Source organism: Paraburkholderia sp. RL17-337-BIB-A, assembly GCF_046025895.1.
Taxonomy (GTDB): domain Bacteria; phylum Pseudomonadota; class Gammaproteobacteria; order Burkholderiales; family Burkholderiaceae; genus Paraburkholderia; species Paraburkholderia fungorum_C.
Window position 1 is genome coordinate 1,460,227 of record NZ_JARESY010000002.1, and the last position, 20,855, is coordinate 1,481,081.

Consider the following 20,855-nt stretch of genomic DNA (forward strand, 5'->3'; position numbering starts at 1 on the left):
TGCGATGTGACATTAAGAAATGCCTACAGGTACAAAGACTCGCCATGAAAGGCCGTCGAAGGGCCCTGACTCCCGCGACGACGATATGGTTGCTTTCGGCCGTTACCAGTTGTTCCCACGTTTGCGGCTATTGTTAAGAGACGGCGTACGACTGGACGTAGGCGAGCGTGCGCTGGACGTGCTGGTCCAGCTTGTCGGTACGGCAGGCCAGGTCGTATCCAAAGATTTGCTTCTGTCCCGGATATGGGCGAAGGAAGTCATCGAGGAAAACAGCCTGCAGGCGCAGATCTCGTCGTTGCGAAAAATACTGGGGGACGACAGGGACCTGATTGCGACGGAATTTGGTCGGGGCTATCGTTTTACAGGTTCAGTGCAGGCGCATCGGGCTGTCACGTCGTCCATAGGCGCACCTCAAGCACGAGTCGGACTCCCGAATCCACGGTCTCCTTTGATCGGCCGCGTTACGGAGCTACTGGAATTGAGCCGGCTGCTGGCTACCCAGACGCTATGCACGCTCACAGGCCCTGCCGGCATAGGTAAGACTCGCCTGGCGATAGAGGCCGCATCAGAATCCAGTCCTTGTTTCCCCGATGGGGTTTACTTCGCCGACTTGTCGCAACTAAGCGAAGCCTTAGTAACGCCAGCTATTTCGAGCGCGTTGGCGGGGCTTGCTGGAACCAGCACACAGTTAGCGCCTCATCCGGGAAGGGCGCTACTGGTCGTCGATAACTGTGAACACGTTACGTCGGCCTGTGCGGCGGTCCTCGAGCGGCTGCTGGAATCTGATCCTCAATTGAGCGTGCTGCTCACCAGCCAGACCCCATTGGGGCTGGACGGTGAGCAGGTGTACCGGCTCAGTCCCCTCGCGTTACCTCCGCACACCATCAATGCAGCAAACGCGAGAACCTATAGTGCGGTTGAACTGTTTGTCCGCCGTGTCACTTCCGCGGACTATCATTTCGCGCTTACCGAAACGAACGTAGAGCAGGTTACGGCGTTATGCAGGGCGCTCGATGGGGTTCCACTGGCATTGGAAATCGCCGCAGCTCGCGTGCCATCGCTGGGTCTCGCAGCGGTCACCGAGGATTTAGCCGTCTCGTCCGGATTGCTTGCCGCTCAGAAACGCCAGACTCCAGGTCGCCATCGCACGCTTGGTGACGCTCTGCAGTGGAGTTACCAATTACTCGACTCCGCAGAACAAGCGGTGTTCCAGGAGTTGGCCATTTTTCCTGCCGATTTCACCGTCGCTGCCGCAGAACGCATCGTATCCACCAGGCTGGAAAGGCCCAACCGACTGGTTGATGTTCTTTGCAGCCTCGTTGAAAAGTCGCTAATCACGTTGCAGGCCGGAACCCAGCCGATTCGCTATCGCTATCTAACCATGGTGCGGGCATACGCCCTGGAGCAGCTTGCGAACCGCACGGCGGCCATGACCGAAAAGCATGCCCGCTACGTTGAGCAATTGATTTCTCAAGCCCAACAGGATTGGATGTCGCTACCCACGACGCAATGGAAGCGACAATACGAACACCACATTGACGATATCAGGGCCGCTCTTGACTGGTCATTGTCAGATAGTAAGCGCCGCGCCACGGGACTGCTCATCCTCGCGAACTCGGCCCCATTCTGGATACAACTATCACTCTACGACGAGTGTCGCCAGCGGATTACGAACGTACTGGAAGAAACGAAAGTTCCTCCCGTTGAGGAGCGGCAGGAGATGATGATTCAGGCCGCACTGGCCACGTCGCTGACCTGGTCACGTGGACCCGTTCCCGCTAATGGGCGGGCCTGGACCAGGGCCAGCGATCTCGCGCTCCGGCTGGACGACGCGGAAACGCAACTGCAGGCTGAATACGGTCTATGGCTTTATCATCTCCGTAGCGGCTGCTACGCCCAGGCCCTCCAGCACGGGAAAAGCATGGCCGATTTAGCCCTGAGGCATCGCGATCAGGCAGCGCTTCTGACAGCACGTCGTCTGATCGGGACATCTCTTCATTTTTTGGGTAATCACACTGAAGCTTTGATTGAAATTGAATCCATGCTCGACAGCTATACACGCGACGAACGTCATGGCTCCCATTTCAGATTCGGCATGGACCAGCGCGTAGCGGGTTGGGCCTTTCTTTCCCGCGTTCTGTGGTTAATGGGGAACACGGCCAAAGCTCGACGGGCTGCCCAGGTCGCGATTGACGAGGCTATGGCACTCGACCACGCCTGCACCTTGTGCTGTGCCCTTGCGGAGGGAGGCTGTACCGTGGCAGCGCTTTCAGGAGACGTGGAAGGAGTCCAGCGTGTGTCGCAGCAGCTTAACCAGGTGGCAGGAAATCACGGCCTGCACTTCTGGGGACTCTATGGTTCGGCTTTTTTACTATGGGCGAAAGTATTCCAGGACCCCAATGCTGTCTCTTTCCTTGAGCTTCGATCGACACTGGAGACGCTTCAAGCCCGTGGATTTGATCCGGCCTATTCCGTATTCCTGGCCGACTTTGCGAACGCAATGCTGGAACAGGGACGTACGCGAGAAGCAGTCAGCCTCATTAATGCCCGGCTGGCAGGCGACGCCGCTGGACAGTTTTGGAACGCCCCCGAACTGATGAGAGTCAAGTCTCGGACGCTATCGGAGAAGAGGTCATCCCGGCGAGCGCCACGGTCGTTGATTTTGCAACAAGCGTTGACGCTCGCACGCGCTCAGGGTGCGAAAGCGTGGGAGCTAAGAATCACAGACGAACACGTAGCGTAGGCGCCCGGCGTAATGGGATATCACCCGTTTGCCGCGCCGAGCGCTGCACTGGAACGGGACATGCCCGCGAGCGGGCCCGTTTCCGTCGATTCGACCAGGTAGTCGAGGAAGGCCCGCACCGAGGGCGACGTGCGCCGCGCGCGTTCGAATAGCACGTTCACGGGCGCAGGCATTGTCTCGTAATCCTGAAGGATGCGCCGCAGCCGGCCACGCTCGATGTCGTTCGCCACTTGCCACGAGGGGGCGCGCACGATGCCCGCACCGTCGATCGCCGCGGCTGCCAGGACGTCGAGCGCGTTGGCCCAGAGGCGGCCTGTAATGCGCGCGGAATGGCGCGTGCCTGCGGACTTGAAGCGCCAATCGACGGGGCCAGGCTGGTCGGAGAAAACGAGGCAGTCGTGCTGGCGCAGCTCGTCAGGCGAGCAAGGCGCGCCGCGGCGCTCGATATAAGACGGCGCGGCGCAAACGATCATGCGTACGTCACCGAGCTTGCGTGCCACGAGCGCCGAATCGGGCAGGCGGCCCACACGAATCGCGAGGTGGATGTCCTCCTCGACGAGATTCACGGCGCGGTCGATCAGCAGCAGCTCGACCGAAACGCCGGTGTGGCGCGCAAGAAAGCACGGCAGGAGCGGCGCGATGACGGTTCGGCCGAGCAGCGTGGGCGCAGCGATGCGCAAACGGCCTGCCGGCTCGTTGCGGCCCGCGCTGAGCAACGTGCCCACTTCGTCCAGCTCCGCGAGGATCGACTTCGCGCGCTCGAAAAATAGGCGCCCCTCGTTCGTCAGCGCAATGTGCCGTGTCGTGCGGCGCAGCAGCTGCATGCCGAATTGCGTCTCCAGCGCCGACAAGTGGCGACTCACCGAAGTCAGCGACATCGGAATGGCACGGGCCGCGGCAGACAGACTGCCGGCTTCCACCACCCGGACAAACACATTCATCGCGTCGAATCGGTCCATTGGTCACCTTTCCTTAAATCGCAAGAATCATTACCGCTGTACGACCGTACTCCCGAGACGAGGAATAGTCTACATTCCCCTGTGCGCAAAACCGCAAAAGCCCGCACGCCACGTCTCGGATCGAGCGCGTGAGCGCTTCGAACATTTCCGGCAAAGGATGGACGCAGATGAAACAGTCGATCTATTGGGTCATGGCACTCGCAGCCGGACTCGTCGTCGCCAACAACTATTACAACCAGCCGCTGCTTGTCGATTTCGCGCATACGTTCGGCGCTACCGAAGGTCAGGCCGGCGCGGTTTCCATCGCTGCGCAGGCTGGTTATGCGCTGGGCTTGCTCCTGTTCATTCCGCTCGGGGACAAGATCGAACTCCGCAAGCTCTTCGCGCTCACATTGGCGGCGGCGCCTACGCTGCCTTGGGCCGTAGCGGCAAGCTTTGCCGCGGGCATGGCGAGTGTCGCGCCGCAACTGCTCACGCCTTATGCGGCGAAGATTGCGGGGCCCCAAAACCGCGGCAAGGCCGTCGGAATCGTGATGTTCGGTCTACTTTGCGGCATCCTCGTCTCTCGCACGGTATCGGGCACGATTGCAGCGCATTTCGGATGGCGCGCCGTCTACGGGTTCGCGGCAGTCGCGATGGTGGGTGTTGCCGTCATGCTTGTGCGCGTGCTCCCGCGCGTCGAGCCGACCTTCTCGGGCAGCTATGGTGCGTTGATGCGTTCGCTGTTTGCGTTGCTGCGCGAGGAGCCCGTCGTACGGCAGACCGCTTCGATCGCGGCGTTGCAATTTGCCGCATTCAGCGCCTTCTGGACCACGCTCGCGTTTCATCTGCACGGCCTCGACGCCCGTTACGGCAGCGAGACGGCGGGGTTGTTCGGGCTTGTCGGCGTCGCCGGCGCGAGCGCGTCCTATGCTGCGGGAAAGCTGACCGATACGCGCGATCCGCGTCGTATCATCTTCGCCGCCAGCATTGTCCTCATTGCCTCGTACGTGGTGCTTGCGTGGAAAGGCTCGAGCATCGGCGGGCTCATCGTCGGGGTGATTCTGCTCGACCTCGGCATGCAAAGCGCCCATGTCTCGAACATGGCGCGCAGCCTGGCGGTTAAGAGCACTGCGATGAGTCGCGCCAACACGCTTTACATGACATGCCGCTTCGCGGGCGGGGCGATCGGCGCGACGCTTGGCAACTATGCGTGGAGCGTGTGGCACTGGCCGGGTGTGTGCGGCGTTGGGCTCGTCTTTGCCAGCGCCTCGATGCTGCCGCAGATCATTCTCGCGTCCGGTCGGCGACCGTTTGCGGCGCAATGCGAGGCAAGCGCCGACTACAAGGGGCGTGAAGCGCGATAGACGATCGAGTGGTCGCATCAAACGGATCGCACTTCCTTAAGCGTATGGAAGGATCGACCGCTTTTGATCGCTGTTGGGACATCCGAAGAAACGAGCTGAAGGACCGCTCCGGGTGTGCGCCGTGAAAAGGTGGCGCTTTCCAGCGGGTGCAAGCCCCGCCCGGCAAATGCTCCAGCCGGAAGCAACCGGAGCAGCTATGGAGGCAACGAAATGGCTGAAGCCTTCGGTGATGCGTGTCACGAATTGGTGACAGCGCGAGTGTGCAGGCCGTAACGCGAGTGAAGTGCGCCAGTACAAACTGGCAGGAGGTAGTCGATGAAAGTTCGATGCAGCGAAGGTCTAGCAAACCACGCTGACCCCGAGTCATGCGGTGGCTGTCGTGAGGCATCCATCGAAGCGTTGACAGGGGAAACCGGCAGGCCAGCCATTGAGCCGCGTAATCAGGAATTCGGGATGCCGACGGAGTTTCACTTCTCGGAAGGCAACACGGAACATGGCGTTAGATGCGAGTCATGTGACGATCCCGCGCGGTCGGAGACCCTGCGCATGTCGGGAAGCTTCCTGCACAGGAACTGGGAGATCTCATCGGCATTCGGGGCCGTTTGCCCGGATGGGGCGGGGAAGGCCACAAGCCGTACGCCCGCCGTCTACGTCGATGAGAAGTCGGATGCGTCAGTAGTACCTGAGAAGTCGTCGAACAAAGGGGTTCCCCCTGCGGAGGCGATGGAGGGAAGGGACGCAGCCAAGGGGAACACTGGAAAGCCTCCCGCGCCCCGGACACAGAGCCGGGCCGGCGCGTCGATGGGACTTGAAGGTGTACGCGAAGTCGCCCGCCGGGATCGGCGGACGAGGTTCACGGCATTGATGCACCACATCACGCCGTCGCTGCTGGTGGAGAGCTTCTACGCTTTGCGCCAGAACGCAGCGGTGGGTGTGGACGGAGTGACGTGGCGGGAATACGAGGGAGTTCTCTATACGCGGGTGCACGAGCTGCATCGGGAGATTCATACCGGTACGTATCGTGCACAGCCATCGCGGCGGGTATACATCCCCAAAGCAGATGGCAGACAGCGGCCACTGGGGATTGCTTCCCTGGAGGACAAGATCGTGCAACAGGCGGTTTCGACCGTACTAGGTGCGATCTATGAAGCGGACTTCCTTGGATTCTCATATGGGTTCCGTGTCGGGCGCGGCCAGCACGATGCGTTGGACGCGCTCTACATTGGAATCAAGACGCAAAAGGTGAACTGGATTCTCGACCTGGACATTCGGGGGTTCTTTGATGAAATCTCGCACGAATGGATGGTCAAGTTTCTGGAACACCGGATTGCGGACAAGCGGCTACTGCGGCTTATCCACAAGGGGCTGAAGGCAGGGGTGGTCGAGGACGGCCGTAGGATCGTGAGCCAACGGGGCTGCCCGCAAGGGTCTGTGCTGTCCCCAATGCTCGCGAATGTGTACCTTCACTATGTTCTCGATCTCTGGGCGCATCGCTGGCGGAAAAAGGAAGCGAATGGCCGCGTCATCGTCGTGCGGTACGCCGACGATACCGTGCTAGGTTTCCAGCACGAACACGAGGCCAGACGGTTCCTGGCTGCGGTAGAAGAGCGACTGGGCAAATTTGGGCTGGCTCTCAATGCTGAGAAAACGCGCCTGATTGAGTTCGGTCGATATGCTGCGGAGCGTCGGCGCGTGCGTCACCTTGGCAAGCCAGGGACGTTTGACTTTCTTGGCTTTACCCACTGCTGCACTCGCAGCAGGCGGGGTGCCTTCGACATCCTGCGTCTGACGGTCAAGAAGCGCATGCGCGGTACCCTGAAGGCGATACGGGAAACCCTCCTGCGTCGTCGGCATGAGCCGATAGCTGTTGTGGGGCGTTGGCTCGGACAGGTCTTGCGCGGGTACTACAACTACTTTGCGGTGCCTGGCAATATCTACCGCCTCAACGGATTTCGCGCCGAGGTGGAACGGGCCTGGTTGTGTGCCCTGCGACGACGCAGCCAGCGGCCTCGCATGCCCTGGCCGCGCTTCGCGCCGCTCATTGAGCGCTTTCTGCCCCCGTTGCGCCTTGTCCACAATCATCCGCTGGAGCGTCTTCGCGTCATGACCTAAGGCAGGAGCCGTATGCCTTAATTGGGCACGTACGGATCTGCGCGGGGGGCGGCGGGCAACCGCCGTTCCTACCGCAACCGCCGAGCAAACCTCGAAAAGGTCGATGCGCAGGCCGACCCGACAACCCTATCGGGGAAGGCTGATACGACTGGGCGAAATGAACAGGCTGGACGCCCAGTCGCTGCGCCGGGGTAGTGGCGACAGCATATACGCAAGGAAAGCGTACGCAACACGGGAAGTCCCCTGGCGTGGTCAGGGATGACCAACCGGACGCCCGCGAGGGACAGGCCGGGCGTCTTGGGATGACGGAGAGGCCCGCAGTACCGCTGAAGCCGGGTAATGCTGGTGGAGAAGGGGCCTCAGTTCAAGACAGACGCAATACGTAGTGAGGACGTGGAGATTGGGCAACCTATCAACTCCGATTCGTGTTCAGAAGCTGCAGATGGCGTTACACGCGAAAGCGAAGGCAGAAGCCGGATACCGCTTTTACGCTCTGTACGACAAGATCTATCGTGAAGACGTGCTGGCGCACGCGTCCGCCCAGTGTCGCTCGAACAGGCGCGCCGGGTGTCGATCTGCAGGACTTCTCGGCGGTCGAAGCGTACGCGGTGCAGAGGTGGCTCGGTGAACTGGCGCTTGCGCTCAGGCAGGAGCGTTACCGGCCGGACCCTATCGGAAGAGTGTTTATCCCGAAGGCCAATGGCAAGCTGAGGCCACTGGGCATCTTGACCTTGCGAGATCGGGTGTGCATGACAGCAGCGATGCTGGTGCTCGAACCGATCTTCGAAGCAGACCTACCGCCAGAGCAATACGCTTACCGCCCAGGGCGAAACGCCCAGCAAGCGGTGATCGAGGTGGAGGAACGGCTGCATCGAGGGCAAACGGACGTTGTTGATGCCGACCTTGCGGACTACTTCGGAAGTATTCCACACACCGGATTGATGCTGTCGCTTACGCGCTGATTTCGCGACGCCGTTTCGACAAGTTTGCAGAGCCGTCCGATGTCCCATCAACCACTGTCGCGGTCAATGATGGTGAAACCTGTATCGGTGATTTTCTCGTGGGTATCCGGCGTATTGCGCAGGCGCGCAAGCAGCTTCTCGGACGCCACCGTTCCGATCCGGCTGCCGTTGATCCTGACCGTGGACAACGAGGGGAAGGTTTGCTCCGCGGCACTCAGGTCACCGAAGCCCATCAAGGCCAGATCGTGTGGGATCAGCAGACCCCGGTTCGCCGCCTCAGCCATGACACCGAGCGCCAGCTCGTCGGAACTGCACACGATCACATCGATGTCCGCATCCTGTGCCAACAATCGGCTCAGTCCTTCACGACCCAATTTCAACGTGGCCGGTGCTGCCACCGTGCAGGTCGCGGGGTTCTCGATCCCCTCGGCCGCCAAGGCACTCTCGAGTCCTTCGCGCCGCTGCTTGCCTCGTGCATCGTCGAGCCACAGAAGGCCGAAGCGACGATAACCCTTGGCGAGCAAATGCTCCCCGATCGCGACCCCCACGCGGCGATGCGAGAACCCCACCAGGAGATCGATCGGGTCGGCAATCAAGTCCCATGTTTCCACAATCGGGATATCGGCGCGACGCAACAGGCGCATGGCGGATTCGCTGTGCTGCGTGCCGATCAGGATCATGCCTTCAGGTCGACGGCTCAGAATAGTCGCGATCAAGTGCGCCTCTTCGTCCTCGTCGTAGTTCGAGATACCCAACAGAACCTGATAGCCAGCCTTCGTCATGCGGGTGGTCACCGCTTGCACGTATTCGGCATAAATGGAGTTGACGATCGTGGGCAAGATCACGGCGATCAATTTGCTCCGATTGGATGACAGCGCCCCCGCGAGAAAATTGGGCACGTATCCCGTCTCCTCGATCGCGCGACGCACTTTCTGCAAGGTGGAGGCCTTGACCTTGTCGGGGTTGGTCATCACGCGTGACACGGTGATGGGTGCCACACCGGCCACGCGCGCCACATCGATCAACGTCTTGGCCGGCGCTTTCGACGTATGCGATGCCGCAAGGGATTCGGGCTCGGCACGCGCCTTCGAGGCGGCTGCGTTGGGAAGCGAGCTGGAAAGCGGGCCGGGAAGCGCGCCGGGATTCGCAATGGGACTGGCCTCGGTCTTCTTGAATGGCATGGTGGTCTTCGTAGTGGAGCGGGCCCCGCCGACTGCCCGCCGCGACGTGAGAAGAGCATTTTATCGCAGTGCCACCTACGCACGGCGCGTACAACCGCCAAAGGGGAAGGCGTCGGCGGTGACGCTGTATCGGCGGTGAAGACGCGGCATGAGGCGATATTAAGGGTTCACCCTCATCGACAGGCACGTGTTTGACTGCTGAAATGGTTGCGCAACCATTTCAGCAGTCAAACATAGCAAATGTGTCCCCTGAGACGGATTTGCGCCCACACCCTGCACATGCAGGTCCATCGAGCCAGGAGTAAGCCGTGTTATCCAATAGCAAAGGGGTGTTTATCGTTGCACAGACGCCGTTCGACGAGCGGGGAGCTGTTGATCTCACAAGCATCGACACCTTGGTCGATTTTTACGTTGGTCACGGTGCGGACGGCTTCACGGTTCTGGGCGTGAGTGGCGAGGCCAACAAATTGACGCCTGACGAAGCCGAAGCCGTGGCCGCGCGTTATATCGGGCAGGCGAAAGGGCGTCCCGTGATCGTGGGCGTGAGCAATGCCAGCCTGGCCCAGCAAACGCGCCTGGCTGCAGTTGTCATGGACAAAGGGGCGGCGGGCGTGATGATCGCACCGCCAACCGGCATCAAGACCGACGAAGCGCTGTTTGACTATTTCGCTCACGTTTTCCGGGACATGCCGGACGTGCCCGTGGTGCTGCAGGACTTCCCGTTCGCGACGCAGGTATCGATGTCGGTTCCGGCGATCCAGTCCCTCGTCGAGGCCTTTCCGCAGATCCAGATGGTTAAGGAGGAGGATCTGCCTTGCTTGAACAAGATCACACGTTTGCGTGATACGGCGGGACGCCGCGTGGCCATCTTGACTGGCAACAACGCGATGTATCTTCCGCTGGAATTGCAGCGCGGCGCGGATGGTCCGATGGCCGGATTCTCGCATCCGGAAATGCTGTCCCAGGTGTATCGCCTCGTCTGCCAGGGCGATATCAACGCCGCCAACGATCTCTTCGACATCTATTTGCCCTTGCTTCGCTATGAAGCGATGGGATTCTGGGGAGTCAGTGCCCGCAAGGAAATCATGCGCCGGCGTGGCGCGATCAAACACGCGACGATGAGAATGCCGGGACCGAAGCTCAGTGTGACGGATATGGGAGAGATTGATTTTCTGACGTCGCGACTCTCAGCACGCTTGCAGCAGTACCGCTAGGCGTGTTGGAGCGAATGGGCCGTCATATAAAAAAGCAAATATTTGGAGACGTCATGATCGAGCCGATTGAACCTTCCCCGAGAGTTAAAGCGATCCAGCGCGGCGCGTTGACGATGCTGCTGATCAGCGGTGCCATCAGCACCATCGATCGCGCCGCGCTCGCGCTCGCGAATCCTCTGATTAGACATGATTTGGGCTTGTCGATTTCCGAGATGGGCTTTCTGCTGTCCGCGTTTCTCTGGGCTTATGCGCTGTCCCAATTGCCGGTGGGTGTCCTGATCGACCGGTTTGGTCCACGCTGGTTGCTGACTTGTGGCCTCGTGATCTGGTCGAGTGCGCAAGGGATGTGTGGATTTGTCAATGGCACGCTGCAATTTGCCATTGCCCGAGTAATACTGGGTGTCGGCGAGGCGCCGCAGTTTCCCACGGCGGCACGCGTCGTACGGGACTGGTTCGCGGCGCGACATCGTGGTGGCGCGACCGGGGTCTTCATGTGTGCGTCCTATCTGGGCACGGGATTGGCCGCGCCGTTGCTGACGGCACTGATGTTGAACTTTGGCTGGCGTGACATGTTCATCATCATGGGTGTGCTCGGGTTGCTAGTGGCGCTCCTATGGGGCGTTTTCTACAAGGATCCGGCGCAAGTGCCGTTGAGCGACCGTGAGCATGCGTATCGGCAAAGCGGGGAGGTGACCACGCGCAGCCAACGCGCCGTCGCGCCTATCAGCGGCAAGCAATGGCGCGGTCTCTTCAAATCGCCCACGACGGTCGGCCTCATCGTCGGCTTTTTCGGCATGACCTATGTGAATTGGCTGTTCAACAGCTGGTTACCTGGCTATCTGCAAATGGAGCGGCACATGAGCATCGCGCGCGTGGGCTGGGCCGCGGCCATTCCCTATACCTTCGCCGTTGCAGGCGCGTTGAGCGCGGGATACCTGGTCGACCTTCTTGCCAAACGCGGCATGAGCCTGACGAATAGCCGCAAGGTGCCAGCGTGTGCGTTCCTGCTTCTTGAAACCGCTCTCGTTGTGGTTGCCGCGCTCGTCCCCAGCAACACGGTCGCCATTGCCGCCGTGTCCGGGGCCATGTTTTGCGGCACGGCCGCGTCCACCATCGCCTGGTCTGCGATCAGCGTGCTGAGCCCCGCGATTTGCACCGGCTCGCTGGGCGCGTTGCAGAATTTTGGCGGTTATGTGGGCGGCGCCTTGGCGCCGATCGTCACCGGGCTGATCGTGCAACAGACTGGCTCCTTCGTGCCGGCGCTCTTCGTGGGCGCGGGGTTGTGCCTGCTCGCGGCGTGTTCCTATCTCTTTTTGGTGCGCGGTCCGATCACCGTCGTCGAGAAAGATGCGATTGCCACCCTGCAAACCACCTGATCACCTGACATTCGACTCATCCCCCACTCGGAGCATTTGATGAAATATCGCGTCATGCTTGCGCGCCCCATGTTGGCCGCGGTTGAAGAGGCCGCCAGTCTCCGTTTCGATGCCTTGTTGGCGGATCACATTCTGACGCCGGGCTAGATCGCCGAGCGCGCTCACGCGGGCTCTAGTGCAAATAGATAGCCTCGGCGAGATCATGCCAGCAGATCAGGAAATCTCATTGAGCAACGAGGACCGCATTCCAGACGGCGCGTGTAATGGTATCTTTGAGGCGCAAGCGGTTCAGGTCAAATTGCCCTTGCGAATGCGGTGCATCAATTCAATACTCGCAAGGGTGATTGCGGCGTTCCTGAAAAGTTTGAAACCGAGCATCGCGTTCGCTCTGGACTTGACATTGCGATGGTCCTGCTCGTTACTCCAGAATCAGTCAGGACGATACCTGCTTACGGACCTGATGGCAGCCGGCGTAAAGGCGGGTTCTGTCGCGATAAGGCCATCTTGATGAGCAGACCCGAAATGACAAGGATTGCTAACATAACTATCGAATAAAACTGCTCGGCGGCGGACGAATAGGTTCCATCCTCGGTTTTCATTTGCCCCTTCCTGATCATATGCATGACTTCGATGCCGGACAGGATGATGCGGGCGCAACGAAAATCCTTGAAGCCCAGCATCGGTCGGGTGATGCTTTTGATGGCCAGATGGTCTTGCTCGACCACGTTATCCAGGTACTTGACTTGACGGATCGTGATGGGCGTCTCCCGCTCGGCGTTCACCGCGTGCAGCGCAGCCAGATTAGAGCCGCTTTTGTCGATGGTTATCGTCTCGGGTACACCGTTCTGAGCGATCGACTTTTCAAAGAAGCGCCGCGCTGCCACCTTGTCGCGCTTGGCTCTGAACAGGAAATCAATGGTTTTGCCCGCCTTGTCCACCGCCCGGTAGAGGTACTTCCACTGGCCTTTGATTTGATATACGTTTCGTCCATTCGCCAGCTCTTGTCTACCGGCTGCTTGTACTTACGGAACGTCTGCTCGAACAGCGGCACCAACTTGATCACCCAACGATGCACCGTGGAATGATCAACCTCAATACTGCGCTCGGTCATCATTTCTTCGAGATTACGCAAACTCAGTGAGTAGGCGACGTACCACCGCACGCACAGCAACATCACATCGAGCGGATAGTGAAGGCGCTTTAGCACGAGGGCGATGCCCGCGGCAAGCGTCTTTCGCGGTGTTTCGGTCTTCTTCATCGGCCAGCCAAAGCATATTTGTCAGCCTCGAATACTACTTCTCCCGCCTTAACGCGACAAAACCAAGAAGAGTGCCGCAGAGCAGAACGCGAAGCGGATGATGCTGAACAGTCAACTCAACGCATGCTTCCGTCGTGAACGACCGTCGTTGGCCAACTGAGTACAGATGTCATGTCAAGCGCGGATGAGCGATCGCGCGCTGACCATGGCGCCTTGCGCGGCCACGGACACTTGGTGGACGACACGCTACTGCAATACCTATCACCCGTTGGGCTGGAAGCACATCAACCTGACCGGCGATTATCTGTGGCGTAACAGCGCCAAGGTCGGCACAGGCAACTTCAGGCCGCTACGACCTCTGGCCAACCCTTAGCGTACGATTTTTTACGAATTCTGAGACGTCCCCCTTACTGCGGATTTTCCCGTAGTTGGAAAAAACCCAGCGGTTATGTTGGGGGCGGCACAGATGTCCCCGACAGCGTCCCTTACAATCTCCACGTTTCTCCTGATGCCGGAATAGCTCAGACGGTAGAGCAGCGCATTCGTAATGCGAAGGTCAGAGGTTCGATTCCTTTTTCCGGCACCAATCGAATCAATCACTCCCGACCCACAAGGTATTTGACGGCAAGGTTGCGATTTGAAATCATACCCTTCAACCCGTGGCAATCTGACTGGCAACGTCGCGCGTGGAAACCATCACTTTCCGTGTACATCGGCCGTTACGGGCCAGATTTTGCGAGTAGGCACGCGCTAGGCTCGTATACGAAAACGACCGGTTACGTATGGCCGCCATGAGGCCGTACGAAAATAGGCAAAGTGACTTTCGAACATGACGCGAGATTCGTGCACCCGCGGCGTCGACCGTTGGCTTACGTCTCCACTGTCGTCCTACGGCCTACACCTCGATGGTGGCCCAGGGTGACTGATCGGATGTTGTCGCATAGGAAAATCGTAGCCGGTGCGATGTCATGCCGGCCGCGATTTCGTCGCGGACGCGCCTCAACACCATCTTCAAACCGTCTTCAAGGCGCCCTTGCCGACACACTTGGCTTGGCTGTAATCGACCGAGGGTGTGTGAAAACGCCATGATCGCCTAAACTGGATTAACTCATTCAGCTTGGGTGACCGGATGAAGCGATTCATAGAAGGTGAAGATCGCAAGCAGGTGACGCTGCTTCCAGAGTGCCTCGATGACTTCGTCGCCGAGGACAATCCGATCAGGATCATCGAGGCGTTCGTTGAAGAGCTTGACCTTGGATCACTGGGCTTCGATGGAGCGATGCCGTCGACTACAGGTCGACCGTCCTATCATCCTGGCGTTCTGTTGAAGATCTATATCTACGGCTACCTGAATCGGATTCAGTCGAGCCGCCGCCTGGAACGTGAATGCCAACGCAATGTTGAATTGATGTGGCTCACCGGCCGTTTGGCGCCGGACTTCAAGACCATAGCTGACTTCCGTCGTGACAACGGCACTGGCATCCGCAACGTATGTCGCCGCTTCGTCGTCTTATGTCGTGATCTGAAACTGTTCTCGCAAGCGCTCGTTGCCATTGACGGCAGCAAGTTCAAGGCGGTCAACACTCGCGACCGCAACTTCACTGAGGGTAAGGTCGACAAGCGGCAGAAGCAGATCGAGGAGAGCATCCAGCGGTATCTGAACGCGCTGGAGACTGCCGATCGTACGCAGCCCGCTGAGCTGGAAGCAAAGACGATCCGATTGCAGGACAAGATCGCGCGCTTGCGCGAGCAGATGCGAAACCTTGAGCAGATCAAGGAGCAACTCAAGACGCAGCCTGATGGCCAACTCTCGATGACTGATCCCGACGCGCGTTCCATGGCAACGAGCGGCAAAGGCTCGGGAATGGTGGGCTACAACGTACAGGTGGCAGTAGACGCCAAACACCACCTCATCGTTGCTCACGAGGTCACAAACTCTGGCAGTGACCGGGCACAGCTAAGTCCCATGGCTCAAGCTGCCCGCGATGCTATGAATAGGCCCAAACTTCGGGCAGTCGCTGATCGTGGCTACTACAGTGGACCTCAGATCAAGGCATGCGCAGATGCCGGCATTGCCGTCATCCTGCCGAAGCCAACGACGTCAGGCGCGAAATTCAATGGGCGGTTCGACAAAGCAGACTTCATCTACATTGCCCGGGACGACGAATACCAGTGTCCCGCCGGCGAACGCGCAATATACCGCTACACCAGCGAGGAACATGGGCTGCAGCTGCGCCGTTACTGGAGCAGTGCCTGTTCGCAATGTGCAATAAAGTCACAGTGCACGCCGAGCGTCCAGCGACGAATAAGTCGATGGGAACATGAGTCCGTTCTGGAAGCGGTCCAGCGTCGGCTCGACAGGACACCAGACGCAATGACGATACGCAGACGGACCGTCGAACATGTCTTTGGGACGTTCAAGCATTGGATGGGCTACACGCATTTCCTGACACGGAGGCTGCCCAACGTGGGGACCGAAATGAGTCTTAACGTACTTGCCTACAATCTCATGCGAGTGCTGCGAATCCTGGGGTTCAAGAAAACAATGAAAGCGATGCGGCTGGTGGGTGCGTGAGCACCCCGTAGGTCCTAACACAAACCCAGAATAGCCGTTTATAAGGCATTAAAGCCGGTCAATGGTTCGTTGTCGCCGCATCGGTCGAAGCGGCAGTTAAACACGCCAGGCGGTGTCAGAGTCGCGCGTCGCACTGCGATTCTGTGGACGTTTCCACACAACCTTATATGGACACCGTCCGGTTTGCCAGGTTGATCTTGATGTGATGTTAAAACGAGGTATCGGCTGCGGTCTTATATCCGGCCTGTAGTGCAAGCCGAAGCCCGCGGGCCCTGATGGAATTCGCCGGGAACATCCTCATCTGGGCCACGCACTTTTAAGCGCAAGGCTGTGTTCAGGTTTATGTTCCTGCGGTCCGACCTGTTTCGCCATCACATGTTAATCAACCTCAGCAACCTATCGGCCTTCACCTCGTCTTTCGTTGCTCATCTGCTAAGCGGGTTTCACGCTGACGTGATTCTTCTCGTACGTCTTGCCGTGGGCCAGAATGGCCCATGCGGTGCGTGCCATCTTGTTGGCGAGGGCCACCGCCGCAACATTCGCTGGTCGTCGCTCCTGGATCGCCTTCTGCCATGTAGTCGGCACTTTGGCGTGACACATCACCGAGCGCGCGCCGTGGATCAACAGCGTGCGCAGATACGGATCACCTCGCCGGGAGATCGATCCCAGCCGGATCTTGCCGCCGGTGCCGCTTTGCCTGGGCACCAGCCCGAGGAACGAGGCAAACTCGCGCCCGGACCTGAACGTTTTTGCATCCCCAATCGTAGCGACCAGCGCAGTCGCGGTAAGCCTGCCGATGCCTGGCACTTCCGCGATTGCCCGGCATGCAGCTTCCTGCTTGTGCCAGCCACTTATCTGCTTCTCAAGGTGGTCGATATCCTGCTCGATCCCGTCGATGCGTCTCAACTGGTCGCGCAGACTGCTGAACATGGTTCCCGGCAGCGCATCCTCGAGCTCTGCCATGCGGGCCCGCATCTCGGTGAGGCCGGCCACGCGTCCGGCCCGGAATGACACACCGAACTCGTAGAGGAGGCCTCGTAACTGGTTCACCTGCATGGTGCGGAACTTGATCAGCAGCGAGCGCATCCGGTGAAGGCCGAGCATCGCCTGCTGGTCTTCCGTCTTTGCCGCTACCGTTCGCATCCCCGGCTGCTGTACAGCCGTCCAGATTGCCCGCGCATCCGCCGCGTCGGTCTTGTTCGTCTGGACAAACGGTCGGATGAACTTCGCATGCAACAGCACCACCTCGTGCCCGAGCGCCTTGATCTTGCGGGCCCACCAGTGCGCGCTGCCGCATGCTTCAAGCGCCACACGACCCGCAGGCCGCTTCGCCAGAAACGCGATCAGCTCGTCGCGTCGAAAGCGCCGATTGGCAATCTCACCGGTTTGCGCGTCGACCCAGTACATCTGGAAAATCTGCTTTGCAACATCCAGTCCGTATGTCGTAGCATTCATTTGAGCCCTCCGTTCCTCAAGTGGACGTGTCGAAACTCCACTCTGGCACATTGATGCCGTTCGGTTCTGGAGGGCCTCCGCGTTCCTGCTGGACCCTGCGTCCCCGAAGGGAGGACGGTGTCCATTCCATCTGGACCCACAGCAGCCCAGTTATTCGTGCACGCGTGCTGCCCGTCAAGTCATCAGCATCGGCCATACGAGCCATTCGCATTCAGCCCGTTTCGCAAGGGGAACTTTCGAACAAACAATGACACAACAATGGTGGTCCATCGCTAAAGCCTAAAACCGGCCAGGAAGGCCGCTTTCGAAATATCTTATCGGCCTCATTCTGGTGTGCCGGGTCTGGCTCGGCGAACGCGGTAATCGGGTGAGGGAAGTCCGCCAGGCGAAGTGAAAACGGACGTCGCGCATTAACCGTGTAGAACATGTCGAAAGATAGATTGCGCAAGCTGCCGTGGCTCATCGAACATAGTCGCAAGTTCAAATAACATGACAAACAAGCAGGCATACGAAACGCTTGGATACCTGTCGATGAGTCGCACGATGGCTGGCGCAAATCGCTCCATGATCGGTTTTCGCGTTACAACGCAGGTAACGCCAACGCCAAGGATGATTCCTGCCAGAACGTCGCTCGGATAATGCAAGCCTAGATAAACGCGCGGAATACAGATCAGAAAAACGCATTGCAGCAGCGCGAGCACGCCCATCCATCTGGAGACGAGAAAAATACCCATCGCGACGGCCGCCCACATCATGGCATGGTCGCTAGGAAACGAACTCCAGGTTCGAAGAAGCGCTTCCGGAGTGGCCGCTATCGGAAACGTCAGGTGCAGGCTTTGGTCGTAGAGCGGTCGCTGGCGGAAGGGCAAACAGTAAGCGAGAACTCTGCCAATGAAAAGCGCCAGCAAACCGCCCACGATGGTGGCAACAACCATTTCCCGTTGCCACTGCCGACGCTCCCTTGTGTCGAACCAGATGGCACACAGCATGGCTAGTGGCAGAACGCCCTTGAACAGGTAGAAGGCCGCAACGCCCCTGACTGCGTGGCTGAAAGTCTCCGAGCGCATCGCATCCTGTGTCACGATAGCCAGGATTGTCGAGTCGAAGCTGTTCATGATTGGCCTTGGCGGGACATGTTGGTTTACGAATCGCGTACCTATTGGTGGGGGCGGCCAGTTGCAACGGAGCGCGAGCTGAACGGTATGCTTGCACTTCGCAAATTCGTTAATATGTCTGGGAGCGTACACCCGTCCATAAGATTGTCACAACGACCCGCGAACTTTGCTTCAGGAGCGTAATGCTTTGCTCCGCGACATCGTTGGGAACCCCGCTTTCACTTGCCGGCCTCGCCATGGCTCTCTCCAGCTCCTGCCACCCCCAGGAAATCATCGGGAGCGCACCGCCGGTCCTGCTCGCGAGCCACCGGCGGAGCCGAGTCGGTCTGGCTCGAGTTGAGCATCAGCTCACGGATCAGGTGGTCTATATCACGCTTCATTGTTAGAGTCCTCTTGACTCGCCTTTAGTGCCTCAGCCTGTCTCAGCAGTTGCTCGATCGAACGACCGCCGCTCCGGTCACCTGGCCGTTCCATTGTTCGCGATTCCCTTTCCGTTCCTGAATGCTCGTTCGAACGTACGAACGAAAAAGCGAAAGGCGCGAGACTCAGCCGCTCCCTCCTTATCTCAGGGCGCATGTGAGCTCTTTGTTTTTCTATGGGGCGGGAGCACGATAGTCCCGCGTCGCGTTCTGCTTTCGGTTAAGCCGCGCCGACGAATCTCGACGTAGGCACGATTTACAGTATTTAAGTGGATTCCCAACTGATCGGCCAGTAGCCGCTGCGGCGGTAGCTGCGTCCCCGCCTCAAAAACACCGGTATGAATCGCCGTCTCAAGCTCCTGGACGAGCTTCAGATACAGAGGGCGAGATCCGGAAGTTATGTCAGGTAACCATCGGCGCACGGTAACAGCCTGCTGAAAATTTGCGTCCAAATGCCCGTTGTGTGGGTCCCCCGGGCTACGGCCTTCCCCTTAGGCTAAAACGGCGCAAGAAGAGTTCACCGACGTGCTAACAGTCGAGAGACACTGAGGGCCACACTGCCGTTGAGAACCTCAGGCGTGCACATCTGGACGTGGAACCCGCCCAGCCCGAGATGCGCGGCCCGTCCTGCCCTCAAACAGCGAACCTTCACGGCCGGATGGGCCGGAGCAATGCCGAAGTAGGTAGGTAACAACGTTCATTGATGTTCACGGCGAACCTCACCTATTGTTCGAAGCAGCCGCTTCAGGGGCGGGACACGCCGACGGGGGTGGGATAGAGGTCGGCAGTGGCCAGTTGTTACCACAGTAGTCATCGCCAGTACAGAGATCAATAACTTCAAGGATCGAGGCCAACGGAATGCGCGCTCACTGAATCGGCATTCTTGAGCGCGCGTCTCTGCCTGCACGCAGGGCGCAGCCCGCTCACGCAAAGGAGACGCAGAATGAATTCAGTACCCGCAATTGCCTTCATCGCTTTTTAGCGTGGCTGCGATAGCCGCCAATTCCATGAGGTCCTACTCGAGGAATGGCCACGATCAGCAGGACGCTTGCCGTTCTGCAACCGCCGCTGCGGAGCAGGACAGGGTTAATTGGCTGTCCAAGGGATGGAACTTCGCAGGGACATCAAGCTGCACCTGCTCCGGCAGCGGCACAAGCTGGATTTGCTCAGTCAATGCCACGTATTTCCGCCGGTAGCCGCGCGGCGACGCCTCCCGGCAATTCGGGGTCCAGGTCGGCACTTCCGGTGTTCGCGGTTCCCTATTGTCGACCGTCCGGTCAGCAGCCCGACATCGACGAGCCCTGTCAGTGACGTCCCTTCTGAAGTTTCTGGCAAAAAAGAACGGTCGGTCGTTAATCATTGGCATTACGGATTAATTGAAATTGTCTGTGCGTTCTGCACATTTCTCGACTGCAAAGAAGCGGAGAGCGAGCTTGATGTAGCGCAAATCTTTTCTCATACTTATTTTTCACTTGACGTCGATATGCATGAAGATAAATAGTTGTGCATACAACGGTCGAGAAAGTTCGGGGTCGAGTGACGAGCGGGCCAACACGGAGTCACAAAGTTGTCATGGCGAACACGTAGCTTCATTCGACGCCGCGAATGCGTTGGCGCTGAAACGCATAAAAATAAAATCTGAGAGACGTTAAACAAGATGAATCGACCTACCACGAATATCGGTCACCTCGAGCGTAGCATTGAGGACGACCGCCTCAGGCGGGCCTTGGCCGCCCGCCTCGACCGGGCATTCAAACGGGCCGGCATCAGTTCGGCGCGCGCAGCGAGGTGGCTGGGCGTGAGTGAATACGAGGTGCAATATTGGCGACGCGGAATCACCGTGCCGCCATTGAACGCCTGTATGCGTCTGGCCGCCGTCCTCAATCTCGACCTTCACTGGCTTTGCACCGGGCACGCTCAGGTCGCCTAGGCTGCATTTCGTGGAGATGGCGGAATTGGAGGCAGCGTGCCGTGTGTCCGTGTTCATCCTTCTGTTGCCAACTCAGTCGAACTGGCGCGCGGCGACGCGCCAGCCGGCGTTTATAAATCGACGCGGAGGCCGCTTGCCGGAAAACGGGGTATCGATGTGAAGGGAGCTAAACGTAAACGGTCGACTGATGACGTCCGGCGCTTCAATGGT

14 protein-coding genes, 1 tRNA gene and 3 pseudogenes are annotated in these 20,855 nt (G+C 59.0%); 10 read left to right on the forward strand and 8 right to left on the reverse strand.

The window, feature by feature from the left end; genetic code table 11:
- Positions 1 to 85 precede the first annotated feature (85 nt).
- Positions 86 to 2,743, forward strand: a complete 2,658-nt coding sequence (locus P0D84_RS27445) for an ATP-binding protein (RefSeq protein ID WP_408341786.1) — start codon at positions 86 to 88, stop codon at positions 2,741 to 2,743.
- Between the two features lie 20 nt (positions 2,744 to 2,763).
- On the opposite strand, the gene P0D84_RS27450 is transcribed toward P0D84_RS27445, so the two are convergent.
- Positions 2,764 to 3,702, reverse strand: coding sequence for a LysR family transcriptional regulator (locus P0D84_RS27450; RefSeq protein ID WP_408341787.1), 939 nt, complete (start codon positions 3,700 to 3,702; stop codon positions 2,764 to 2,766).
- Positions 3,703 to 3,830: 128 nt separating this feature from the next.
- Between P0D84_RS27450 and P0D84_RS27455 the strand changes: the two genes are divergently transcribed.
- From P0D84_RS27455 to P0D84_RS27465, 3 genes are all read left to right on the forward strand, one after another.
- The gene (locus P0D84_RS27455; protein ID WP_408341788.1) at positions 3,831 to 5,048 is read left to right on the forward strand and encodes an MFS transporter; all 1,218 of its coding nucleotides are present in this window, start codon (positions 3,831 to 3,833) and stop codon (positions 5,046 to 5,048) included.
- 801 nt (positions 5,049 to 5,849) lie between these two features.
- The gene (gene ltrA, locus P0D84_RS27460) at positions 5,850 to 7,160 is read left to right on the forward strand and encodes a group II intron reverse transcriptase/maturase (RefSeq protein ID WP_408340808.1); all 1,311 of its coding nucleotides are present in this window, start codon (positions 5,850 to 5,852) and stop codon (positions 7,158 to 7,160) included.
- A 512-nt stretch (positions 7,161 to 7,672) separates the two neighbouring features.
- Entirely contained in the window at positions 7,673 to 8,122 is a 450-nt protein-coding gene (locus P0D84_RS27465) for a reverse transcriptase domain-containing protein (RefSeq protein ID WP_408341789.1), read from the forward strand.
- 47 nt (positions 8,123 to 8,169) lie between these two features.
- Here the strand turns inward: P0D84_RS27465 and P0D84_RS27470 are convergent, their stop codons facing one another.
- A complete protein-coding gene (locus tag P0D84_RS27470; RefSeq protein ID WP_408341790.1) occupies positions 8,170 to 9,303 on the reverse strand; it encodes a LacI family DNA-binding transcriptional regulator in 1,134 nt (377 codons plus the stop codon).
- A gap of 308 nt (positions 9,304 to 9,611) precedes the next feature.
- On the opposite strand from P0D84_RS27470, the gene P0D84_RS27475 reads away from it, so the two are divergent.
- The gene (locus P0D84_RS27475; protein ID WP_408341791.1) at positions 9,612 to 10,517 is read left to right on the forward strand and encodes a dihydrodipicolinate synthase family protein; all 906 of its coding nucleotides are present in this window, start codon (positions 9,612 to 9,614) and stop codon (positions 10,515 to 10,517) included.
- A gap of 53 nt (positions 10,518 to 10,570) precedes the next feature.
- Positions 10,571 to 11,893: an MFS transporter gene (locus P0D84_RS27480; protein WP_408341792.1), complete on the forward strand. Its 1,323-nt coding sequence runs from the start codon at positions 10,571 to 10,573 to the stop codon at positions 11,891 to 11,893.
- 223 nt (positions 11,894 to 12,116) lie between these two features.
- On the opposite strand, the pseudogene P0D84_RS49090 reads toward P0D84_RS27480, so the two are convergent.
- Both P0D84_RS49090 and P0D84_RS27490 read right to left on the reverse strand, forming a co-directional pair.
- A pseudogene (locus P0D84_RS49090) lies at positions 12,117 to 12,310 on the reverse strand (IS6 family transposase); the annotation flags it as partial.
- 125 nt (positions 12,311 to 12,435) lie between these two features.
- Positions 12,436 to 13,151 (reverse strand): annotated as a pseudogene (locus tag P0D84_RS27490) (IS6 family transposase); the annotation flags it as partial.
- Positions 13,152 to 13,346: 195 nt separating this feature from the next.
- Between P0D84_RS27490 and P0D84_RS27495 the strand changes: the two are divergent.
- The 3 genes and pseudogenes from P0D84_RS27495 to P0D84_RS27505 all read left to right on the forward strand — a co-directional run.
- Positions 13,347 to 13,524, forward strand: a pseudogene (locus tag P0D84_RS27495) (Tn3 family transposase); the annotation flags it as partial.
- 137 nt (positions 13,525 to 13,661) lie between these two features.
- A tRNA-Thr gene (locus P0D84_RS27500) sits at positions 13,662 to 13,737 on the forward strand.
- A 543-nt stretch (positions 13,738 to 14,280) separates the two neighbouring features.
- Positions 14,281 to 15,726: an IS1182 family transposase gene (locus tag P0D84_RS27505; protein ID WP_408341794.1), complete on the forward strand. Its 1,446-nt coding sequence runs from the start codon at positions 14,281 to 14,283 to the stop codon at positions 15,724 to 15,726.
- 432 nt (positions 15,727 to 16,158) lie between these two features.
- Here P0D84_RS27505 and P0D84_RS27510 read toward each other — a convergent pair whose 3' ends face one another.
- The 4 genes from P0D84_RS27510 to P0D84_RS27525 all read right to left on the reverse strand — a co-directional run bounded on the left by P0D84_RS27510 (position 16,159) and on the right by P0D84_RS27525 (position 19,137).
- Positions 16,159 to 17,181 carry an IS110 family RNA-guided transposase gene (locus P0D84_RS27510; protein ID WP_408341795.1) on the reverse strand — a complete coding sequence of 341 codons (1,023 nt, stop codon included), beginning with the start codon at positions 17,179 to 17,181 and terminating at the stop codon, positions 16,159 to 16,161.
- Between the two features lie 410 nt (positions 17,182 to 17,591).
- Entirely contained in the window at positions 17,592 to 18,296 is a 705-nt protein-coding gene (locus P0D84_RS27515; protein WP_408341796.1) for a phosphatase PAP2 family protein, read from the reverse strand.
- A gap of 218 nt (positions 18,297 to 18,514) precedes the next feature.
- On the reverse strand, positions 18,515 to 18,676 hold the full coding sequence (locus tag P0D84_RS27520) for a hypothetical protein (RefSeq protein WP_408341797.1): 162 nt from the start codon (positions 18,674 to 18,676) through the stop codon (positions 18,515 to 18,517).
- A 185-nt stretch (positions 18,677 to 18,861) separates the two neighbouring features.
- Positions 18,862 to 19,137 carry a GntR family transcriptional regulator gene (locus P0D84_RS27525; RefSeq protein WP_408346039.1) on the reverse strand — a complete coding sequence of 92 codons (276 nt, stop codon included), beginning with the start codon at positions 19,135 to 19,137 and terminating at the stop codon, positions 18,862 to 18,864.
- Between the two features lie 1,235 nt (positions 19,138 to 20,372).
- On the opposite strand from P0D84_RS27525, the gene P0D84_RS27530 reads away from it, so the two are divergent.
- Positions 20,373 to 20,645 carry a helix-turn-helix domain-containing protein gene (locus P0D84_RS27530; protein ID WP_408341798.1) on the forward strand — a complete coding sequence of 91 codons (273 nt, stop codon included), beginning with the start codon at positions 20,373 to 20,375 and terminating at the stop codon, positions 20,643 to 20,645.
- The last annotated feature ends 210 nt before the right edge of the window (positions 20,646 to 20,855 follow it).

Coding starts and splice junctions, on each gene's coding strand:
- P0D84_RS27445 (WP_408341786.1), top strand. CDS start 86: ATGGTTGCTTTCGGCCGTTACCAGTTGTTCCCACGTTTGCGGCTATTG.
- P0D84_RS27450 (WP_408341787.1), bottom strand. CDS start 3,702: ATGGACCGATTCGACGCGATGAATGTGTTTGTCCGGGTGGTGGAAGCC.
- ltrA (WP_408340808.1), top strand. CDS start 5,850: ATGGGACTTGAAGGTGTACGCGAAGTCGCCCGCCGGGATCGGCGGACG.
- P0D84_RS27470 (WP_408341790.1), bottom strand. CDS start 9,303: ATGCCATTCAAGAAGACCGAGGCCAGTCCCATTGCGAATCCCGGCGCG.
- P0D84_RS27480 (WP_408341792.1), top strand. CDS start 10,571: ATGATCGAGCCGATTGAACCTTCCCCGAGAGTTAAAGCGATCCAGCGC.
- P0D84_RS27505 (WP_408341794.1), top strand. CDS start 14,281: ATGAAGCGATTCATAGAAGGTGAAGATCGCAAGCAGGTGACGCTGCTT.
- P0D84_RS27510 (WP_408341795.1), bottom strand. CDS start 17,181: ATGAATGCTACGACATACGGACTGGATGTTGCAAAGCAGATTTTCCAG.
- P0D84_RS27515 (WP_408341796.1), bottom strand. CDS start 18,296: ATGAACAGCTTCGACTCGACAATCCTGGCTATCGTGACACAGGATGCG.
- P0D84_RS27520 (WP_408341797.1), bottom strand. CDS start 18,676: ATGAAGCGTGATATAGACCACCTGATCCGTGAGCTGATGCTCAACTCG.
- P0D84_RS27530 (WP_408341798.1), top strand. CDS start 20,373: ATGAATCGACCTACCACGAATATCGGTCACCTCGAGCGTAGCATTGAG.